17 protein-coding genes are annotated in these 20,003 nt (G+C 71.7%); 7 read left to right on the top strand and 10 right to left on the bottom strand.

The genetic code is table 11. The annotated features are described in order from the left end of the window. Positions 1-34 precede the first annotated feature (34 nt). The 3 genes from AB0G32_RS31560 to AB0G32_RS31550 all read right to left on the bottom strand — a co-directional run bounded on the left by AB0G32_RS31560 (position 35) and on the right by AB0G32_RS31550 (position 3,488). On the bottom strand, positions 35-937 hold the full coding sequence (locus tag AB0G32_RS31560) for an IclR family transcriptional regulator (RefSeq protein WP_361171031.1): 903 nt from the start codon (positions 935-937) through the stop codon (positions 35-37). A gap of 263 nt (positions 938-1,200) precedes the next feature. Further along, positions 1,201-1,992, bottom strand: coding sequence for an SDR family NAD(P)-dependent oxidoreductase (locus tag AB0G32_RS31555; RefSeq protein ID WP_361171028.1), 792 nt, complete (start codon positions 1,990-1,992; stop codon positions 1,201-1,203). 485 nt (positions 1,993-2,477) lie between these two features. Then, positions 2,478-3,488 (bottom strand): SGNH/GDSL hydrolase family protein, encoded by a 1,011-nt coding sequence (locus tag AB0G32_RS31550; protein ID WP_361171025.1) that lies wholly within the window; start codon positions 3,486-3,488, stop codon positions 2,478-2,480. A gap of 217 nt (positions 3,489-3,705) precedes the next feature. On the opposite strand from AB0G32_RS31550, the gene AB0G32_RS31545 reads away from it, so the two are divergent. Continuing rightward, entirely contained in the window at positions 3,706-4,488 is a 783-nt protein-coding gene (locus AB0G32_RS31545) for an SDR family oxidoreductase (protein ID WP_361171022.1), read from the top strand. 112 nt (positions 4,489-4,600) lie between these two features. Here the strand turns inward: AB0G32_RS31545 and AB0G32_RS31540 are convergent, their stop codons facing one another. Together AB0G32_RS31540 and AB0G32_RS31535 are read right to left on the bottom strand one after the other, a co-directional pair. Beyond that, a complete protein-coding gene (locus AB0G32_RS31540; RefSeq protein ID WP_361171019.1) occupies positions 4,601-5,335 on the bottom strand; it encodes a hypothetical protein in 735 nt (244 codons plus the stop codon). 412 nt (positions 5,336-5,747) lie between these two features. Beyond that, a complete protein-coding gene (locus AB0G32_RS31535; RefSeq protein WP_361171016.1) occupies positions 5,748-6,542 on the bottom strand; it encodes an FCD domain-containing protein in 795 nt (264 codons plus the stop codon). 178 nt (positions 6,543-6,720) lie between these two features. On the opposite strand from AB0G32_RS31535, the gene AB0G32_RS31530 reads away from it, so the two are divergent. The 4 genes from AB0G32_RS31530 to AB0G32_RS31515 all read left to right on the top strand — a co-directional run bounded on the left by AB0G32_RS31530 (position 6,721) and on the right by AB0G32_RS31515 (position 11,381). Further along, positions 6,721-7,905, top strand: coding sequence for an acyl-CoA dehydrogenase family protein (locus AB0G32_RS31530; protein WP_361171013.1), 1,185 nt, complete (start codon positions 6,721-6,723; stop codon positions 7,903-7,905). Next, positions 7,902-9,080: an acyl-CoA dehydrogenase family protein gene (locus AB0G32_RS31525; protein WP_361171010.1), complete on the top strand. Its 1,179-nt coding sequence runs from the start codon at positions 7,902-7,904 to the stop codon at positions 9,078-9,080. The genes AB0G32_RS31530 and AB0G32_RS31525 overlap by 4 nt, the downstream gene beginning before the upstream one ends. Positions 9,081-9,154: 74 nt before the next feature. Then, entirely contained in the window at positions 9,155-10,345 is a 1,191-nt protein-coding gene (locus AB0G32_RS31520) for an acyl-CoA dehydrogenase family protein (protein WP_361171007.1), read from the top strand. Positions 10,346-10,451: 106 nt separating this feature from the next. Next, positions 10,452-11,381, top strand: a complete 930-nt coding sequence (locus tag AB0G32_RS31515; RefSeq protein ID WP_361171004.1) for a cyclase family protein — start codon at positions 10,452-10,454, stop codon at positions 11,379-11,381. Between the two features lie 32 nt (positions 11,382-11,413). On the opposite strand, the gene AB0G32_RS31510 is transcribed toward AB0G32_RS31515, so the two are convergent. After that, on the bottom strand, positions 11,414-12,217 hold the full coding sequence (locus AB0G32_RS31510) for an enoyl-CoA hydratase/isomerase family protein (protein ID WP_361171001.1): 804 nt from the start codon (positions 12,215-12,217) through the stop codon (positions 11,414-11,416). 139 nt (positions 12,218-12,356) lie between these two features. On the opposite strand from AB0G32_RS31510, the gene AB0G32_RS31505 reads away from it, so the two are divergent. Next, positions 12,357-13,460 (top strand): acyl-CoA dehydrogenase family protein, encoded by a 1,104-nt coding sequence (locus AB0G32_RS31505; RefSeq protein WP_361170997.1) that lies wholly within the window; start codon positions 12,357-12,359, stop codon positions 13,458-13,460. Positions 13,461-13,525: 65 nt separating this feature from the next. On the opposite strand, the gene AB0G32_RS31500 is transcribed toward AB0G32_RS31505, so the two are convergent. The 4 genes from AB0G32_RS31500 to AB0G32_RS31485 all read right to left on the bottom strand — a co-directional run bounded on the left by AB0G32_RS31500 (position 13,526) and on the right by AB0G32_RS31485 (position 18,711). Then, positions 13,526-14,581, bottom strand: a complete 1,056-nt coding sequence (locus tag AB0G32_RS31500; protein WP_361170994.1) for an LLM class F420-dependent oxidoreductase — start codon at positions 14,579-14,581, stop codon at positions 13,526-13,528. A 114-nt stretch (positions 14,582-14,695) separates the two neighbouring features. Next, positions 14,696-16,345, bottom strand: coding sequence for an AMP-binding protein (locus AB0G32_RS31495; RefSeq protein WP_361170991.1), 1,650 nt, complete (start codon positions 16,343-16,345; stop codon positions 14,696-14,698). Between the two features lie 34 nt (positions 16,346-16,379). Continuing rightward, complete coding sequence (locus tag AB0G32_RS31490) at positions 16,380-17,528, bottom strand: thiolase family protein (RefSeq protein WP_361170988.1); 1,149 nt, start codon at positions 17,526-17,528, stop codon at positions 16,380-16,382. Positions 17,529-17,646: 118 nt separating this feature from the next. Beyond that, positions 17,647-18,711 carry a CaiB/BaiF CoA-transferase family protein gene (locus AB0G32_RS31485; RefSeq protein WP_361170985.1) on the bottom strand — a complete coding sequence of 355 codons (1,065 nt, stop codon included), beginning with the start codon at positions 18,709-18,711 and terminating at the stop codon, positions 17,647-17,649. Positions 18,712-18,786: 75 nt separating this feature from the next. Between AB0G32_RS31485 and AB0G32_RS31480 the strand changes: the two genes are divergently transcribed. Beyond that, positions 18,787-19,956, top strand: coding sequence for an acyl-CoA dehydrogenase family protein (locus AB0G32_RS31480; protein WP_361170982.1), 1,170 nt, complete (start codon positions 18,787-18,789; stop codon positions 19,954-19,956). The last annotated feature ends 47 nt before the right edge of the window (positions 19,957-20,003 follow it).

Raw genomic sequence — 20,003 nt, 5'->3', positions numbered from 1 at the left:
ATCGCGGCCCGTCTCCTCCTGGCCGGTCACACATTCATCGTGCCGCTCCCGGAGAAGCCACGGAGGCGAGGTGTCCACTCAGCGGGACAGTACTGATCAGCCGCCGTGGACCGGACCGGTTCGTCGCCGTCAGACGCCGTGAGATCTCCGCGGCGATCCACTTCACGCGGAACTTCAACTCGTCGACCCGGATGCGGTCGTGCGGCCCGCACACGGAGATGCCGGCCACCGGGGCGTCGAGGAGCAGCACGGGGGCGGCGACGCAGGAGACGCCGGCCACGGACTCGCCGAGTTCGGTCGCGTAGCCGGTGCCGCGGATCCTGGCGAGGGCGGATGTCAGCGCCTGGGGTGTGATGAGACTGCGGTCCGTGCGCCGGCGCAGCCCGCTCCACAGGTACTGGTCCACGGTCTCGCGGTCCGAGTAGGCGAGAATCGCCTTGCCCACCGCGGTGCAGTGCGCGGGGAGCCTGCCGCCGACCCGGGACGGCAGGACGCTGGCGAAGGCGCCGCCGACCCGTTCCAGGTAGACGACGTCCTGCTGGTCGAGTACGGCCAGGTGGACCACGTGGCCCGTCGCCGCGCAGAGTTCCTGGAGCAGCGGACGGGCGACATCACTCATCCGGGTGTGGTGGACGACGAGGCTGCCGATCTCGAACATGCGCAGGCCGAGCCGATACTCGTTGGTGTCCCTGCTGAGCAGGCGCGCGCTGACCAGCTGCTGGAGTATGCGGTGGACAGAGGAGCGCGGGAGGCGGGTGCGGGCACTGATCTGCCCCAGCGTGAGCGGCCCGCCGGACCGCTCGAAGACCTCCAGGATCAGCACGACCCGGTCGACCATGCCGGACGGGGACTCGGATTCGGTCGCGAGGGCGGATTCGGGAGTGGAAGGGGCAGCGGTAGCGGCTGTGATGTCGGTTGCGGTCGCGGTTTCGGACACGGTGACCTCCTGGGCATCCCTGGACGGTGGCCGCGGGGGGCGGTCCCGTCCAACGGGTCGCGCACGGCACGAGACTTCGTCGGCTCTGCGTCGTCGGATCACGGCGGGCCCGGTGCGGGGTCCGCCAGGGGTCGGAGCTGTTCGTTCCGACAGAGGTGGTCGTGTGGGACGGTCCGGGCCAGGCGCCGGGCCGTCCGCCCGGGGTGTGCTTACGCCGGAGTCAGCGCGGTTTTCCCATCTGGTACGCCTCTCACGACCCCGCCTCAGGCCATCGAGGCGCCCGCGTTGACCCGGATCACCTGTCCGGTGACCGCACGGCTCGCTGCCGAGGCCAGGTAGAGCACGGCGTTGGCCGAGTCGGCGGCCTCGGCGGTCATGCGCAGCGGGGCGGCGGCGGCCATCTTGTGCGCGAGCGTGTCGAACTGCTGCTGGTCGAACCGGCCCGATCCGTCGGTGCCCCGCTGCCGGGTGATGCCGCTGTCCGTCCAGCCGGGGGCGATGCCGTTGACCCGGATGCCCTGGGGCCCCAGCTCGACGGCGAAGGTACGGGTCAGGGCCTCCGCCCCCTTCTTCGCGGCGGCGTACGAGCCGGTGCCGACGGTGGGGAAGTCGATGATGGTGGACAGGGTGTTGACGATGCTGGAGCCCGGCCGCATCACCCGGGCCGCCGCCTGGCACCCGTACAGGACGCTCTTGAGGTTGACCGACAGGACGCGGTCGAACTCCTCGTAGGAGATCTCGGCGAGTGGGCGCCGGATCATGATGCCGGCGTTGTTGACGAGGATGTCCAGGCCCCCGTACGCGACCGCCGTCTCCTCGACGAGCGCGTTCACCGAGGCGGGGTCCGCCACGTCGACCCGGTGGGCCCGCGCCTCCCCGCCCTCCTCCTTGATCTCCGCGGTCACCTGTTCGGCGCTGTCCGCGTCGAGGTCGGCCACGACGACCCTGGCTCCGGCGGAGGCGAGGACCCGCGCGCTCGCCCTGCCGATACCGCTTCCGCCGCCCGTGACGATCGTTGTCCTTCCGGTCAGCCGGAACAACTCGGTCAGGTCCATGGCGCTCCTCCCCGCCGTGGGCCGGCGGTGTTGTGCTCAGTGGGTTCGTGGGTGGCGGGGCGGGACGGAACGGTCCGCCTCGTGGTGCTGGTATCGGTGTCGGCGTCGGTTGCTGGTACCGCGCGGCAGCCGGGACGACACCACCGGCCGCGTCCTGCCCGTCGTGCGGGGCTGCCGCAGGAAGCCTCGAAGGCGCGGAGTTCGCCGCAGAAGGTGTGCGGGAAGGTGCCCGCTTCGCGGGGCGGCGGTGTCGGAGCCGTCCAGCAGTACGGGGCGGGGCGGCCGCGTGACACCGAGCGGAGTGGCGTCGCGGCGTGGCTGCGGGGCCCCTCGCGGGCGGGTCGCGCCTGCCGGTGGGAGGAGGGCGGGCGGTCCGCGGGCGGCGGGCGGCCGACCAGGGCTCGTGGCTCCCGGGGGCGTGGTCCCGCGATGCCGTGGGCGGGCCGCGTGGTACCCACGGGACCGGAAGCGAACGGCGGTGGCTCTCATCGCGCGCCGCCGCGCGCGACGAGACCGAGCCCGGCGGCCACCTGGGAGACGACCGCGTCCGCCAGTCTCCGCTGCCCTTCGTCACCGGGGTGGATGCCGTCGACGAGTTCCCCGGCAGGCACCAGGTCCCGGCCCGGTACGAGCGTGATGCCGGGGTCGCCGGTCGCCACGGCGAAGGCCAGTACCGCCGACTCCTGGGCGTCCCGCAGCTCGGCGAGGGTGGCGCCGAAGCGGTTGGCGCGGTGTTCCCCGTCCGGCCGGACGATCGGGCTGATCACGACGACCGGCGCGTCCGGCAGTCCTTGGCGGACCGCCGTCAGGAACAGCCGCGTCGTCTCGGCCATCTGGGCGGTCCCGGTCGGCAGGGAGGTCCAGGCGTTGGTCCCCCAGGCAAGGGCGACGGCCTCCGCACCCGACTGCGCGATCACGTCCGCCACCGGCAGCTCGCCGCGCGCGGCACCCGCGAAACCGAGGTTGACCAGGTCGAGTCCCAGCGTGTCCGCCACCCGGGACGGCCAGGCCAGACCCGGCTCGGTGACCGACCAGCCCTGGGTGATGGAGTCGCCGTAGACCACCCACCGCGGTCCGCGCGGGACCGGTACCAGAGGGGCGTCGGCGGTGATCGCGTCGATGAACACCTCGACCGACTCGGGCAGATGGACGCGCACCGGCTGACCGGGGTCCCGTCCGGGCAGCTCGATCCGTACGCGTCCGCCGCCGGCCGGCACCGCGAGGCTCGACCGGCTGCCGTCCGGCAGGCTCACCACGAACGCCTCGGGGACGGTGGGCGCGGGGACCGTGGTCCTCTCCCCCACCCGCACGGTCAGCTCGACCACCGTCGCCCCGCCGGTGAACGCGAGGTGCACTCCCGCGGGGATCCGCGCGGCGAGCGCGGTGTCCGCCGTCAGCTTCCGGCAGGCCGCCTCGGGGAGCCGCGAGTGCCGGCCCGACCAGACCAGACCCGGCAGAAGTCCGTGCAACAGGGGCTCCGACAGATCCCGTTCCATTCGAGGATCACCTCTCAACCAGCGGCGCGAGAGGGTCCGCGCCGCACGCCCCGCGGGACTCCCGCGCCTGGGGCGGGGCATTGATCACGCAATGAAAAACATCTAACTTACTCAACGGATATGGCTATATTAACTAGGTGTTTCCGACTGGCGTCAAGGACTGTCACAGCCCTACGAGGACCTGTGCGGACCGGGCTCCGCGACCGCGGGAGGAATGTTGGGATTCACTGAAATCACCCCTGACTACAGGGATCTGCTGAGCCTCGAGGGCAAACACGTACTGGTCCTGGGCGGCGGTTTGGGCATCGGCCGCCAGACCTGCCACGCGGCGGCCGGCGTCGGCGCGCGCGTGACCGTCGTGGACAGCGACCCGGACCGGGCCAAGGCCGTCGCCGAGGAGGTGGGCGGGCACGCGGCCACCGCCGACGCGACCGACAGGGGGGAGGTGGAGAGGGTCTTCGCCGCGGCCGTGGAACGCTTCGGCCCGGTCCACGGGGTCGCCGACATCATCGGCATCTCCGACTGGGGACCGATCAGCGAGATCACCGACGAACTGTGGCAGCGCGGTCTCGACCTCAACCTCCGCCATGTCCTGCTGGCCCTGCAGATCGGGGCGAAGGCGATGACCGAAGGCGGGTCCATGGTGTTCGTCGGCTCGATCTCGGGGCTGCGGTCCTCGCCCAACCACGCCGTCTACGGCGCCGCCAAGGCGGGCATCACCAACCTCGCCGCCACCGCCGCCCTCGAACTCGGGCCCAGCATCCGGGTGAACGTGGTCGCGCCCGGGCAGACGGCCACGCCACGGGTCGCCGAGCGGCATCCGGAGCCGGACTACTACGACCGGGCGGCCGGACAGGTGCCGCTCGGCCGGGTCGGCGCGACCAGCGACATCGCCTCGGCCATCCTGTTCTTCCTCACCGATCTCTCCCGCTGGATCACCGGACAGACGCTGGTCGTCGACGGCGGGGCGGGACGCAAGTTCCAGTACTCCAAGCTCTGATCCGGGCCGGCCGCCGGTGCCGGACGTGCGCATGTGCCCGTGCATGCGCCTGAGCCCGGACATGGGTGAGGGCGGCCCCCGCACCACATGGGGGCCGCCCTCAGTCCGCGGTTCAGACCGCCGGTACCGCGGTGGACAGGCCGAGCGTCTGCCGCTCCTCGGTCTTCACCGCGCGCAGCAGGACGACGATCATGGACACCTTCCAGATGACGAACGCGACCGTCGGGATGTACATCGCGTAGGTGCCGTTCCAGGCGAAGGGGCCGTCGGTCACCACGTACACGAAGACCCCGGGCAGGAAGAGCACCGCGAGCACCAGGTTGAGCCAGCCGAACCAGCGCGGGAACACGGGCTCGGGACCGCGGTCGATGAGGGCGGCTATGCCGATCGACGCGACATTGACGACGAAGATGACGGCCACGCCCACGTAGGTGAGCCAGAACTGGTCGCTGAGCAGGCGTATCAGCTCCGGGTCGCGTTCCGGCCGGTAGGCGGCGGTGGCCAGCACGGCGAGCGGGTACAGCCAGCCGGTCGGAGCGACGACCGCGGTGGTGAGCTGGATCATCGACAGCAGGCCCCAGCCGCCCTCGATGCGCCGCATCTGCAGGCTGGTGATCACCGCGAACGGATAGAACAGCGGCACGACCACCCCCATGAGGACCACGGCCCACAGTATGCCGGTGCGGTTGTCGGTCATGAACTGCGTGACTGTCGCGGCGCTGTCGGTCGGGGCGACGGGCGGGGTCAGCTTGCCGATGACGGAGAACGCGAGCGTGTTGGCCACCGCCACCGCCGCGCCGCACCACACCGACAGGCGGTAGAAGCGGAACTTCAGTTTTTCGTCCATCGAGATCTCCCTTGATCCGTCACCTGATCCGAGTGCTGCCGCCGCGGGCCCCGGCCCGCGTAGACCGTCGATACGGCGGGGCGGGCCCGCCCATCGTGCTGCCGCCGCCGGCGTGCTCGCCGAGGCGCATGACCGTTGCGGAGTGCTGGTGGGCGAAAGGGCGGCCCGGGCGTCGCCCTGTCGCGGGCCGGCCGCGATTCGCGGGCACGGCACCGAGTACAGGCGGCTCGGCCTCTCGCGCGGCCCGGTCGAGCCCCTCGTCCGCCTCATGGTGCTGTCGGCGACGTGTTAGGAGGAGGTTAGGGCGTCGCGCACGCGGATCCGCCACCGTTTCCACTGACCGGGACAGAAGCTGCGCGTGGGCGGGACGGACGCCGCGACGCGGTCCAAACGGGAGGCGCGGGGTGTCCGCTCAGGCGAAGAGGTCCACCACAGGCTTGTTGTGCAGGTCGTCCTTGAGCAGGTAGGTCCCCGCGACCTTCATGTGGTTGCGCCAGTGCCCTTCCGCGCCATCGGCGTCACGGGCCTCCAGCAGGGCGACCAGCCGCCGGTAGGCCCGGATGGCACGCTGGAAACGCTCGGGGGATCCGGTCGTGTCGAAGCTGCCCGCGACACGCAGTTCCAGATGGGTCGCCACGATCTCGCGCAGGACCGCGCTCTGCACCGCGAGGGTCCTGTTGCCGGAGCGCTGCGTGATCAGCTCGTGAAAGCTGTACGTGAGCCTCGACCACAGCACGGGATCGGGCATCTGGTCACCCGTGGACTCCACCGCGGTCCCCAGCTCCGACACGACCTCTCCGAGATCCGCGAGGTCCCGCGCCGTGCGGCACCCAGCCAGCATCCGGGCACAGACCGGCTCGATCACCATCCGGGCCTCGTAGACGTCGTCGACGGTCGCGCCCTGCATCTGCAGCAGCAGCCCGACGTGACGTGCCGCCACCGAGAAGTCGGGGGCCATGACCTGGGCACCGCCCCGGCTGCCACGCCGGACACTGATCAGCATCTCGGCCTCCAGGATGCGAAAGGCCTCGCGCAGTGTGGGACGGGAGACGCTGAACTGCTCCATGAGCCGGATCTCCGGCGGCAGGGTGTCACCGGGCGTCAACTGCCCACGGACGATCTGGCGACGTAGCCGAGCGGCGATCAGCTCCGCCGTCTTGGGCGCCCGAACGGCCTGACCGATCCCTGACCCCAATGTCCAACTCATACAAATGAGTGTACGGGATGACCTTTCCACCGGGACGGCCCGCGCGCCATTGGCCGGAACCCGCTTCGGCGAACCCGGAGGCACCCGACCCCTGCCATGAATCAGTTGACTCATTTATTCTTATGGTTGCTAGTGTGCGGACCTGCGAGAAGGGCACCCCCATGTCTGCTGACGCGCGATGAGCCTCAGTCTCACCGAGGAACAGGAGGAACTGCGGTCGCTGGTGCGCCGGTTCCTCGACGACAAGTCGCCCACCCCCAGGGCGCAGCCTCCCGGCGGCTCGCCCCCGGAGTACGACACGGACCTGTGGGGTCAGATCTCCGGCACGCTGGGACTAACCGGTATCGGCGTGCCGGAGGAGTACGGCGGCGCGGGCCTCGGAACAGCCGGGCTGGCCGTCGTACTGGAGGAGATGGGCCGCTCGCTCTACGCGGGGCCGTTCTTCGCCACCGCGGTGCTGGCCGGGACCGCCCTCGCCCACTGCGGCGACGAGGAGGCACGCCGTCGCTGGCTGACCGGGATCGCCGCGGGAGGACTGACCGCCACACTCGCCACCGCCGAGCCCGGCATCGGCTGGGAGGACACACCCTCGACGGCCGCCCGCCCCGACGGCGCCGGCTGGGCCCTCAGCGGCACGAAGACCTACGTGGTGGACGGCCACAGCGCCGACCTCGTGCTGGTGAGCGCGCGGCACGGGGACGACGTCGGCCTCTTCGCGCTGCCCTCGGACGCACCCGGCATCCAGCGGACCCGGCTGGACGCGCTGGATGACACCCGCCCTCTCACCCGGATCGACCTCGACGCCGCGCCCGCGACCCGGATCGGCGCCGGCGACAGCCGCGCCGAACTCGCTGTCGTACGCGATGTGGTCCGCGCGGCGCTGGCCGCCGAGCAGGTGGGCGGGGCGGCGGCCTGCCTCGACATGGCGGTGGAGTACGCCACGACGCGCGAGCAGTTCGGCCGGCCGATCGGCTCCTTCCAGGCGGTCAAGCACAAGTGCGCCCAACTGCTCGTCGAGGTGGAGTGCGCGCGCTCGGCCGCCCGGTTCGCCGCCTCGGCCGTGGGGCGGGCGGACGACGAGGCGTCGATCGCGGCGTCGGTGGCGCGCGCGTACTGCTCGGGGGCCTTCACCCACGCGGCGAAGGAGAACATCCAGATCCACGGCGGGATCGGCTTCACCTGGGAGCACGCCGCCCATCTGTATCTGCGGCGGGCGAAGGCGTCGGAGCTGCTGTTCAGCACCCCCCGGCAGGAGCGCGCCCGACTGGCCCGGCTCACCACGGCAGAACTCACCCCGTCCGGTCCCGCCGCGTCAGGTGCCCCGACGTCAGGTCCGGCCACGTCAGGAGGGACGGCCCGATGACATCCGAGTCCCGGCCCCCGGAGTCGCTCGACGCCTTCCGGTCCCGGCTGCGCGATTTCCTCGCCGCGGGCGGCCCCGGCCCACGGCCCCGCGACCCCGAGGAGCGCTTCCGGTGGACGCGGGCCTGGCAGGCGGCCCTGTTCGACCACGGGTTCGCCGGCCCCGGCTGGCCGCGCGCGTACGGTGGGATGGACCTGCCCTTCTCCCACCAGGTCGTCTATCAGGAGGAGTTGGCGCGGGCCCGGGTACCGGGGCCGGTCGGCACCGGTCTCGGTATCGCCGCTCCGACCATCATCAAGTTCGGCACCGACGAGCAGAAGCGACGCTGGCTGGCGCCCATGCTGCGCGGGGACACGGTGTGGGCCCAGGGGTACTCCGAGCCGGAGGCGGGCTCCGATCTGCCGAGCCTGCGCACCACCGCCCGCCGCGAGGGCGACGAATACGTGGTGAACGGGCAGAAGGTGTGGACGAGCCACGCGGGCCGCGCCGACGTCTTCTTCACCCTGGTCCGCACCGGCACCCGCGCCTCGCGCCAGCGCGGCATCACGTATCTCGTCGTCGACGCCCACGCGCCCGGGGTCGAGGTCCGGCCGCTGCGGGACATGACCGGCGGGCACGTCTTCGCCGAGGTCTTCTTCGACGAGGTACGGGTGCCGGTCGCCGACCGTGTCGGTGCGGAGAACGAGGGCTGGCCGCTGGTCCGCACCAGCCTGGGCCACGAACGGGCCGCGGGCGCAATGAACCAGGCCGCGACCTACCGACGGGTGCTCACCGAGCTGGAGCGGCTCCTGCGGGAGACGGGAGCGCTGGACGACGAGGTGGTCCGGGACCGGATCGCCGACTTCGAGATCCGGGTGCGGATCATGGGTTACAACGGCCGGCGTACCATCTCGGACATCCTGCGGCACGGCGAGCCAGGGCCTTCCTCGTCCGTCGCACGGCTGCACATCACCACGTTCGAGCAGGACCTGCACGAGTTCGCCGTCGACACACTCGGACCGGCCGGTCTGCTCGGCACCGGGTCGGCCGACGCCATCCAGCGCGGCCGCTGGCTGCACGGTTTCCTGCGCACCCGCGCCTCGACCATCGGTGCGGGAACGGCCGAGATCCAGCTGAACACGCTCGCCGAGCAGGTGCTCGGGCTGCCCCGGGACCCCGCGATGCCCTCGGCCTGAACCGGCTGTCCGTCCACCGCTTCGGCGCCCGCATTCCCGTGCCCCCGTGGCCGCGTACCCGTATAGGAGAGACGATGAGGCTCGACACCAGCGCCGAACTCCAGGAGTTCCGCGAGGAGGTGCGTTCCTTCATCCGGGCCCACGCCCCGGCGCGGAAGACCCGTACCGGGGTACGGTCGCCCGAGCCCGCCCTGCTGCCCGAGCTGCGCCGCTGGACGGCCCGTCTCTACGCGGCCGGCTATCTGGGCAGGTCATGGCCGGTCGACCACGGCGGCCTCGACGATCCGCGCCCGGAGCCGGGGTTTGTCGTCGCCGAGGAGCTGGCCCGGGCGCGGTCGTGGGGCCAGATCGGTGCCGGGGCCCTGGCCGCCGGGGCCCTGCTCGCCCACGGGACCGAGGAGCAGAAGCGGCATTTCCTGCCCCGGCTGCGTTCCGGTGCGGACCTGTGGTGCCAGTTGTTCAGTGAACCGGAGGCCGGCAGCGACCTGGCCTCGCTCAGGACCCGGGCGCGCCTGGAAGGCGACCACTATGTCGTCGACGGCCAGAAGGTGTGGACGACCAACGCCCAGTACGCCGACGTGGGTTACCTCCTCGCCCGGACCGACCCGGACGCGCCGAAGACCCGTGGCATCACCGCGTTCGCCCTCGACATGCGCAGTGCGGGGGTGGAGATCCGGCCGCTGCGGGAGATCACCGGCGACGCGGACTTCAACGAGGTGTTCCTGGACGGGGTGCGTGTCCCCGCCGACCGGGTCATCGGGACCGTGAACGCCGGCTGGCGGGTCGCCGGTGCCAGTCTCGCGCACGAGCGCGGTTCGGTGGCCGCCCACAGCAGTGAGCTGCTGGACGACCTGGCGGGCCTGCTGGCACTGGCCCGCCGCGAGGACGCGGACGGCAGGACCCCGTTGGACGAACCGGCGCTGCGGGCCCGCCTGGGCCGCCTGGCCACGCGCGTGCGCGTCGCCGACCTGATGAGCAGGGCAGTGCAGTCCCGGATGGCGGCCGGCACCGAGGGGCCGACCGACGCGGCGGCGGTGAAGGTCCTCTTCAGCGAGACCAATCTCGACGCCGTCACGCTCGGCGTCGAACTCCAGGGGCTGGACGGCTTGCTGGTGCGGGGCGACGAAGACGCGGTCGACGACGGCTACTGGCAGGACGCGCTGCTGTACGCCCGCGCCTACACGATCGCGGGCGGCGCGAACGAAGTACTGCGCACGACCGTCGCGGAACGTTCCCTCGGTCTGCCGAGGGAACCGCGCCCCTGACTCGGCCCGCCCACCACCCCGCTATGGCCGTGTCCCCCTATTGGGCGCCTTGACGAAGGACATCGAGGCCCCCGCACACCCCGTTCACTCACGAAAGGCCGACGTCATGTTGAGCATTGCCGAGTTCGACGATCTGGCCAAGCAGGTGACCAACTGGAACCGCTGGGGCGCGGACGACCAGTTGGGCACCCTGAACCTCATCACTCCCGAGGTGGTCCGGCGCGGCACGGCCTCGGTGGTGACGGGCGAGACCTTCTCCCTGTCCATGTCCCTGTCGCTGAAGGGCCCCCAGGACGGCACAGGTGTTCCCGGGCGCATCAATCCCGTGCGGACCATGCTCGCGGTGAACAGGCCGATGTCGGAGCACCCGGACGCGTGTGCGTACAGCGACGACATCGTGGTGACGCCCACGCAGGCCGCCACGCACTGGGACGCGCTCTCGCACTGCAGTCATCGCGGTGTCATGTACAACGGCATCCCCGCGGGCGCCGTGGACGACTCCGGCGCCCGGCGGCTGGGCATCGAGGCGGCGGGCACCGTGGTGTCCCGGGGAATACTGCTCGACGTGGCCCGGCACCAGGGCGTCGACCGGCTGCCCGGCCGGTTCCCGGTGACCCGCGCCGTGCTGGAGGCCGTGGAGGAGGCGCAGGGGGTGCGGGTCGAGGAGGGCGACATCGTACTCGTGCGGACCGGGCAGGTGGGGTACTTCCTGGAGGGCGACGTGCCGCGCTACCGACGCCCGGTGCCCGCGCTCGACTACGACGCCCCGCTGTTCTTCCACGAACGGCGGGCGGCGGCGGCGGCGATCGACAACATGCCGATGGAGCTGCTGCCCGGGAACGTCGACGGGCTGATGCTTCCGGTGCATGTCCTGTGCCTGGTGATGATGGGCATGATCCAGGGGCAGAACTGGGTACTGGAGGACCTGGCCGCGGCCTGCGCCGAGGACCGGCGGTACACCTTCCTCCTCAACGCCACGCCGGAGCGCTTCCTGCACAGCACCGGGGGTCTGGTGAACCCGGTCGCCGTCCGCTGAACGGCAGGCCGGGCCGGGTCCCGGGCGGAGGGTCAGCGCAGTTTCCACTCGGGCTTGACGAAGCCCTTCCGGGACACCTGCGGGGTGCCGATCGGGTTGCCGACCGTGGTGTAGTGCCAGCCGAGGGCCTGCGCGGTCTCGCGGTCCAGGCCGTGCGTCTCCCAGATGGCCCGTACGGTGCCCTGGACCGCCGCCGCGGGCTTGGCCGCGATGATGCGGGCCAGTTCGTCGGCACGGTCCCACAGCTGCGGATAGGGCACCAGCTCCGAGAGCAGTCCGATCTCGCGGGCGCGGGCGGCCGACATGCGTTCGTCGAGTCCGAGCAGCGCCCAGCGCAGCGCCTCGCCCAGCGGGACGCGGCGGGCGAGGCCGATGGGTTCCAGCGCGGAGGTCATGCCGTAGCTGACGTGCGGGTCGAAGAAGGTGGCGTCCTCCGCGCCGATCACGATGTCGCAGTCGTTGAGCCAGTAGAAGGCACCGCCGGCCACCATGCCGTGCACCGCCGCGACGACCGGCTTCCACACGCGGTTCTGCTTCGGACTCAGGCCGCGGCCCGGATCCTCCTGGCTCCAGACGTTCTCGGCCATGTGGATCCGGTCGCTCACGTCCGTACCCGTGCAGAAGGCCCGCTCGCCCGCCGCCCGGAGCACGACCACATGGATCTCGTCCTCCTGCCGTACATGGGTCCAGATGTCCCGGAACTCGTCCACCATCGTCTGGTTGAACGCGTTGAGCTTCTCGGGACGGTTGAGCGTCACCGTCGCGACCTGGTCCGCCACCTCGAACAGGACGGTCTCGTAGTCGCGCCTCCCGGCGATGGACTCCTGATCCGACATCCTCGGTCCTTTCCCCGCCCGGCACTCCCTGGGCTTACGGAGCCGGTGCTTGTATAAGTTAAATCATTAGACTCTATAAGCGGTTACTGATTCGCAGGCAGCGTAGCCCCGACCGGGGCGACCAGGGAAGGACCGACTGATGGTGGACTTCGAACTCTCCGTGGAACAGGCAGCGCTCCGTGAGATCACCCGCGATCTGCTGACGGCCGAGTGCCCGTCGCGGCTGGTGCGGTCGGTGGCCGAGGCCGGCCCGGGCCTGGACGAGAAGCTGTGGGCCCGCGGCGCGGGCATGGGCTGGACCGGGCTGACCGCTCCCGTGCGACAGGGCGGTACCGAACAGGGCCTGGCCGAGCTGTGCCTGGTGGCGGAGGAACTGGGCCGGGCCGCCGCCCCCGGACCCTGGCTGGAGACCGCGCTGGCCGCGGCCGCCGCGGCCGCCCGGGCCGAGACCCGGCACCTGGCCGAGGAGTTCGCCGAGGGACGGCTCAAGGCGGCCTTCGTCCACTCCGCCGCCCTGCGCGCACGGAGCGACGACGGTGGTGTCGTGCTGTCGGGGCGGGCCAGGGCGCTGTACGCGGGATCGGCCGACTGGCTGCTGGTGGTGGTCCCGTCCGGTACGGAGCCGTACGTCCTGCTGGTGCCGACGGACTCCGCGCACATCGAGCGCCGCAACGCACTCGACCTGACCAGAAGCCTGTACGACGTCGACTTCGACCGGGTCCGGGTCGCGGCGGACCATGTCACGGGGGGCCATGTCCTGTACGCCGAGCAGGGGCAGGCGCAGCGCCTGCTGGACTCCATGCGGGTGCTGATCGCCGCCGACGCGCTCGGCGTGGGTGAACGGCTGCTGGAGATGACGGTCGCGCATGTCACCGTACGGGAGCAGTTCGGGCGGCCCCTGGGCGGGTTCCAGGCCGTCAAGCACAAGGCCGCGGACATGTCCATGGCGTTGCAGGCGCTGCGCGCGGCGGTCTACTACGCGGCGATGACCCTGGACGCCGGCGTGGCGGACGCTTCGCTCGCGGTGGCCGTCGCGAAGGGGTACGCCGCCGAGACCGTACCCGACGTCGCCGGTCAGGCACTCCAGTTGCACGGCGGCATCGGATTCACCTGGGAGCACGACCTGCATCTGTACCTGCGGCGGGCCACCGCCGATGCCGCGCTCTTCGGCACGGCCTCGTACCACCACGGACGAGTCCTGGACCTGCTCACGAGCGACGCGCACGCGGACGCCGTCGGCTGACGCGACGGGGCCCGCCCCGTACCGGCCATGGGGCGGGCCAACGGACGTCCGGCTCGGCGCGATCGTCAGGCGGCGAGCTCCGCGAGTGCCGCCATGTCGCGGACGCGGCGCTCGTGCGTGCCGGCGACCGGGGCGGCATTGATGCCCGTCACCCCGCTCTCCCGCAGCGCGCTCACCCGCTCGGCGACGAAGGAACGCGGGCCCACCAGCGCCACACCGTCCAGCAGCCGGTCGGGGACCGCTGCCGCCGCCTCGGCCTTGTGGCCCGCCTGGTACAGCTCCTCGATCCGCGCCGCCGGCCCTTCGAAGCCGTAACGGGAGACCAGGGCGTTGTAGAAGTTGCCGCCCCGGGCCCCCATACCGCCGACGTAGAGGGCCAGATAGGCGCGGACCTGTGCGCGGGCCTCGGCCAGTTCCCGCTCGTCCTCGCTGACGCACAGCTTGATGTCGGGCAGGATCCGCAGTGCGGGCAGGTGTGCGGGGCGGCAGGCCCGGCCGGCGTCCAGGGAGGGTCCGAAGACCTCCTTGGCCGCCTCGGGCAGATAGAGGGTCGGCTGCCATCCCTCACACAGTTCGGCGGCGAGTTCCACGCTCTTGGCACCGAGGGCGGCGAGGACGATCGGGATGTCCGGCCGCACCGGGTGGTTGACGAGCCGCAGGGGCCGTCCGGCCCGGCCCGAGCCACCGCGCTGCGGTGTCAGCGGCACCTGGAAGTGGCGGCCCTCGTGCGCCAGCGGCTCCCGCCGCCACACCGTACGGCAGATCTCGATCACCTCCCGGGCCCGGGCCACCGGCGCCCTGTACGGCAGCCCGTGGAATCCCTCGACCACCTGCGGGCCGGACGCTCCGATGCCCAGGGTGAACCGGCCGCCGGACACGAAGTCGAGGCCGGCGGCGGTCATCGCGAGCAGCGCGGGGGTACGCGAGTACACGTTCAGGATGCTGGACGCCACGCCGGCCTTCTCGGTGCGTGCCGCGACGTATCCGAGCTGGCTGACCGAATCGAAGGTGTATGCCTCGGGCAGCAGCACGTTGCCCACACCGGCCGCCTCGTAGTCGGGCAGTCCGCGGACGGCCTCGGCGAAGCCGCCCGCGTAGCTCATCAGCAGTCCCACGTCCATGTGAAGCCTCTCTGCACGGGTCTTCGTCCGGTCTTTGTCCGGGTCTTCGTCCGGGTCGCCGTACGGGTCTTTGCCCGGGTCGCCGTACGGGTCTTCGTCCGGGGCGGGATGCCGTCAGACGGGCTCCGCCGCGTCGCCGTCCCGCCGGCGGGCACGCAGTCGGTCGCGCAGCTCGAACTTGCGGACCTTCCCCGAGGGGGCCCGCGGCAGTTCCGGAACGACCTCTATGCGTTCCGGGGTCTTCTGGGGGGCGACCCGGTGCCGGGCGAACAGCTCCCGCACCTCTTCCAGCTCCAGGGTCCCGCCGTCGAGCACGACGAAGGCCGCGACCCGCTCCCCGTAGCGGGGGTCGGGTTCGGCCACCACGGCGGCGTGCCGGATCCGGGGGTGGGTGGCGAGGATGTCCTCGACCTCCTTGGAGGCGATGTTCTCGCCGCCCCTGATGATGATGTCCTTGATGCGGTCGGTGATGGTCAGGTGGCCGTCGTCGTCCAGGCGACCCACGTCACCGGTGCGGAACCAGCCGCCCCGGACGAACGCCGTCTCGTCCCGGACGGGGTCCCGGTACCCGGTGAACTGGCTCGGCCCCCTGGTCAGCACCTCCCCCTCGGCGCCCGGGGCCAGCGGCCGCAGTGCGTGGTCCACGATCCGGACCTCGTCCCCGAACCGCACCACCCCGTCCGTACCCGCGCGCTGCTCCGGGGAGGCGTCCAGCGGTGAGGTGGCGGAACGGGGGTGTTCGGTACTGCCGTAGGCCCGTGCCACCACGATCCCGGCGCGGTCGGCGCGCGCGATGAGCGCCGGCGGCACGTTGGCGCCGCCCACTTGGACGAACCGCAGGCTGGAGATGTCCCGCCGGTGCTCCGCAGCCGCCTTGAGCAGCGCCTCCACGTGCAGGGGCGTGCCGCTGGTGAGGGTGCAGCGGTGGGTCTCGATCAGCTCCACGGCATGTTTCTCGTTCCAGCGGTCCATGTGGACGGTGCCCGCCCCGCCGGTGATGCCGCTGCAGGTCGCGAGGAGTCCGGCGACGTGGCCGGAGGGCCAGGGGATGAGCCGGCTGTCGTCCGGGCCCGCCTCGTTCATGGCGTCGCCCTTGCGCAGCTCGCAGAGCAGGGAGTTGTGGGTGTGCTGGACGCCCTTGGGGACGCCGGTGGTGCCCGAGGTGTAGATCATGGCGCAGACGTCGTCGGCGCGTACGTCCTCGGGTCCGACCTGGAACGTGTCGTCGTGTTCGAGCAGTTGGGACCACGGCACGGCACCGGGCGGGATCCGGTCGCCGATGACCACGGTGTGTGCCAGGCTCGGGCCGGCGTCGAGGCGCGCGAGGCGGTCGGCGAAGTCGATGGAACGCCAGGCGTCCGGCACGATCAGCACCTTCGCCCCGGCGTCGCGCAGAATGGCACCGACCTCGGTCGCGTCGTAGATGTGGGTGATGGGCAGCAGGACCGCGCCCGCCAGCCAGGTGCCGAAGTACGACTCCACCAGTTCCAGCCGGTTGGGTACCTGCACCGCGACCACGTCGCCGGGCCGTACCCCCCTCTCGCGCAGTCCGGCGGCCACGCGGCGGCCCGTGGCCACCATCTCGGCGAGGGTACGGGTGACGCTCCGCGACTCCGAGGCGAACACGAACCGCGTCTTCGGGTGGCGCAGCTCGGCTTCCGCCAGAGCCCCGGGGAGGGTGAGCGAGGAGTAGTACCCCTGCGCGTACCATCGTGCACGCAGCCGGGCGAGGTCCTCCGCCCGCTGCTCCTGGGTGATGCGCACGGCGTTCCCGTCCTGGTCAGGGGCCGGGGCCATGTCAGCCGGCCAGTTCGAAAACGGTGGCGTTGGCGGTGCCGCCGCCCTCGCACATGGTCTGGAGGCCGAAGCGGATGTCGTGGCGGCGCATGTGGTGGAGCAGCCGGGTGGCGAGGATGGCACCGGAGGCTCCCAGCGGGTGGCCCACCGCGATCGCCCCGCCGAGCGGATTGACCCTCTCGGGGTCGGCCTTGACCTCCGTCTGCCAGGCCAGCGGGACGGGCGCGAAAGCCTCGTTGACCTCGAAGGCACCGATGTCGTCAATGGTCAGACCGGCCCGGCCGAGCACCTTGCGGGTGGCCGGGATGGGAGCGGTGAGCATCAGCACCGGGTCGTCGCCGACGACGGCTCCGGCCCGGATGGTGGCGAGCGGGGTCAGTCCGTGGTGCCGGGCGAATTCGCCGGTGGTGATGAGCAGCGCGGCGGCGCCGTCGGAGATCTGCGAGGCGTTCCCCGCGTGGATCACTCCGTCCTTGCGGAACGACGGTTTCAGCCGCGCGAGCGTCTCGGGCGAGGTGCCCCGCCGCAGGCCCTCGTCCTGCCGCAGGCCCTCCGCTCCGGGGACGGTGACCAACTGTCCGTCGAACTGGCCCGAGTCGATCGCCGCGGCGGCCAACGCGTGGGAACGGGAAGCGAACTCGTCCAGCTGCTGCCGGCCCAGGCGCCATTTGTCCGCGATCAGTTCGGCGCCCCTGCCCTGCTCCAGGCGGTCGGTGCGGTAGCGCCTCAGCACGGTCTCGCCGTAGGGGACGCCCGTCTGCCGTGCCGCCCCCAGGGGGACCCTCGACATGGACTCCACTCCCCCGGCGATCACGCAGTCGTAGGCGCCCGCGATCACCGCGTGCACGGCCGACTCGATGGCCTGCTGGCTGGAGCCGCAGGCCCGGTTGAAGGTGACTCCCGGGATGCTCTCGGGCCATCCCGCGGCCAGCGTCGTGAAGCGTGCGATGTTGCTCGACTGGTCCCCGAGCTGGGTGACACAGCCCCACATCACGTCCTCGACGGCCTCGGGCGTGACTCCGGTGCGGGCCAGGAGGGCGCGCAGCACCGCGGCCGACAGGTCGACCGGGTGGATTCCGCTCAGCGACCCGTCGCGCTTGCCTATGGGGGTGCGCGCAGCGTCCACGATTACTGCCTGACGTGCCGTCATCTCGCCTCGCATCCTGATCGGGTGTTGCACGTACCTGTCGCGTGCTGCTTGTCCGTGTCCCGCCGGCTCGGCGGCGGGAGGGAGGCCGGGCGGAGCGTCGTCCCGCTCGCCACTTCCCTCACGGCCCCGGACTCGACCACCGGCCGAGCCCGTCGTCCGCCGTCCGTGGGGGGCCGGCGCCGAGTCCTGGCAGGGCCGGCCGCCAGCCCCGCTGCCCGGCCGGCGCCGGCACCAGGGTGCCCCTCGTCCGTATGTGCGGATGCGCCGCCGCCTCGGCGAGGTCCAGCACCGGCGTGAGGCAGGCGTCCGTGCCCTCCGCCGCCGCGGCCCACTCGTCGCGGGTGCGCCGCAGCAGCGCACGTTCGATGTCCCGGCGCAGTTCGGGCCAGCCGGCCGGATCCTCGCGCTTCCCGGCCCAGCCGGGGTCGAGGTCCAGCAGTCGTGCCAGTTCGGCGAAGAACGGCGCCTCCAGCGCGCCGATCGCCACATGCCGGCCGTCCGCGCAGGCGTAGACGTCGTAGTACGGCGCTCCGGTGTCCAGCCGGTTGCTGCCCGCGATGTCGGACCAGGTGCCGCGGGAACGGTACTCGTGGAGCATGGCGGTCAGGTAGACCGTGCCGTCGGTGACGGCGACGTCCAGTTCCTCGCCCTCGCCGCCGCTGTTCCTGCGGTGCAGTGCCGCCAGGACCGACACCACCAGGTACATGCCGCCGCCGCCGAAGTCGCCGAGCAGGTTGGCGGTGGGGGTGGGCACCTGCCCCTGCCGGGCGGCGTGGTGCAGAGCGCCGGTGATCCCGATGTAGTTGATGTCGTGGCCCGCGCGGGCGGTGAGCGGACCGTCCTGGCCCCAGCCGGTCATCCGGGCGTAGACCAGTCCGGGATTGCGTTCTCGCACCGCCTTCGGGCCCAGACCGAGGCGCTCCATGACTCCGGGACGGAATGCCTCGGTCAACACGTCCGCCCGATCGGTCAGCCGCAGGGCCTCGGCACGCCCGTCGGCCGTCTTCAGATCCAGTTCGACGACCGGCCGGTTCTCGGCCAGCGCGGGGCGCGGGCTCCCGGGCCGGGCGACGGCCAGTACGTCCGCGCCCAGGTCGGCCAGCAGCATTCCGGCGAACGGCCCCGGCCCCAGACCCAGGAACTCCAGCACCCGCAGACCCCTCAGCGGCGGCTCCGGTGACATCGGTCCTCCTGTCGCATGCTCGGTCTTTAGGGTATATCAGTAAGCGATTTAAGATAATAGAGAGAGGGACTGATCATGACCCACTGCTTCTACGGGAACGACCACGAGGACTTTCGGCGGACCGTGCGCACTCTCGTCGAACGGTCGGTGACACCGAAACTGGAGGAGTGGGACGAAGCCCGCATGATCGACCGCTCCCTGTGGAAGGAGGCCGCCCGGGCAGGCGCGGTGGGACTGCGCATACCCGAGCGATTCGGTGGTGCGGGCACCGACGACTACCGCTTCCGGTGCGTGGTGCAGGAGGAGCTGGCCGAGGTGGGAGCGGCCGCGCTCGCCTCGTCGATCGCCATCAACGAGGACATCGTCGGGTCGTACCTGACCCGGTTCGGCACCGATGAGCAACAGTCGCGCTGGCTGCCGGGCATGGCGGCGGGCGAGGTGGTGACCTCCATCGCGATGACCGAACCCGGCGGCGGCAGCGACCTGCGGGGCATGCGGACCGCGGCCCGGCGAAGCCGCACCGGCTGGGTCCTCGACGGCGCCAAGACCTTCATCACCAACGGCTACAGCTCCGACCTGGTGATCGTGGCCGCGCGCACCGGCGAACACGACGGCCGCGCCCGGTTGTCACTGTTCCTGGTGCCGACCGACACCCCCGGCTTCCAGCGGGGCCGCAAGCTGCGCAAGCTGGGGCTGCACGCCCAGGACACCGCGGAACTCTTCTTCGACGAGCTGCGGGTGCCGGCCGACGCCCTGCTGGGCGAGGAGGGCGCCGGATTCGAGCAGCTGACCGCCCAGCTTCCGCTGGAACGCCTGTCGATCGCCTGGCGAGCGATGGTGGCCGCCGAGGCGGCGGTGCGCTGGACCGTGGACTACACCAGGGAGCGCACCGCGTTCGGGCAGCGGATCATCGACTTCCAGCACACCCGTTTCCGGCTCGCCGAACTGACCACCGAGGTCGAGGTGACCCGCAGTCACCTGGAACGCCTGATCCTGGAGCTGAACGAGGGCACCCTGACCGCCGTCAGCGGGGCGAAGGCCAAGTGGTGGGCGACCGAACTCCAGAACCGCGTCGTCGCGGCCTGTCTGCAACTGCACGGGGGTTACGGCTACATGGAGGAGTACAAGATCTCCCGCGCCTATGCCGACGCCCGGGTGCAGACCCTGGTGGGCGGCACCACGGAGATCATGAAGGACATCATCGGCCGCGGCCTGGCCGGACCGCGGCCGCGGCGCGACGCGTGACCGGTGCGAGCCGGCGGCCGGTGCGCGGAGACCTGCCTCCGCGCACC

It is taken from the genome of Streptomyces sp. NPDC023723 (assembly GCF_040639815.1).
Lineage (GTDB): Bacteria > Actinomycetota > Actinomycetes > Streptomycetales > Streptomycetaceae > Streptomyces.
This window is presented reverse-complemented; position numbering and strand designations above follow the sequence as displayed.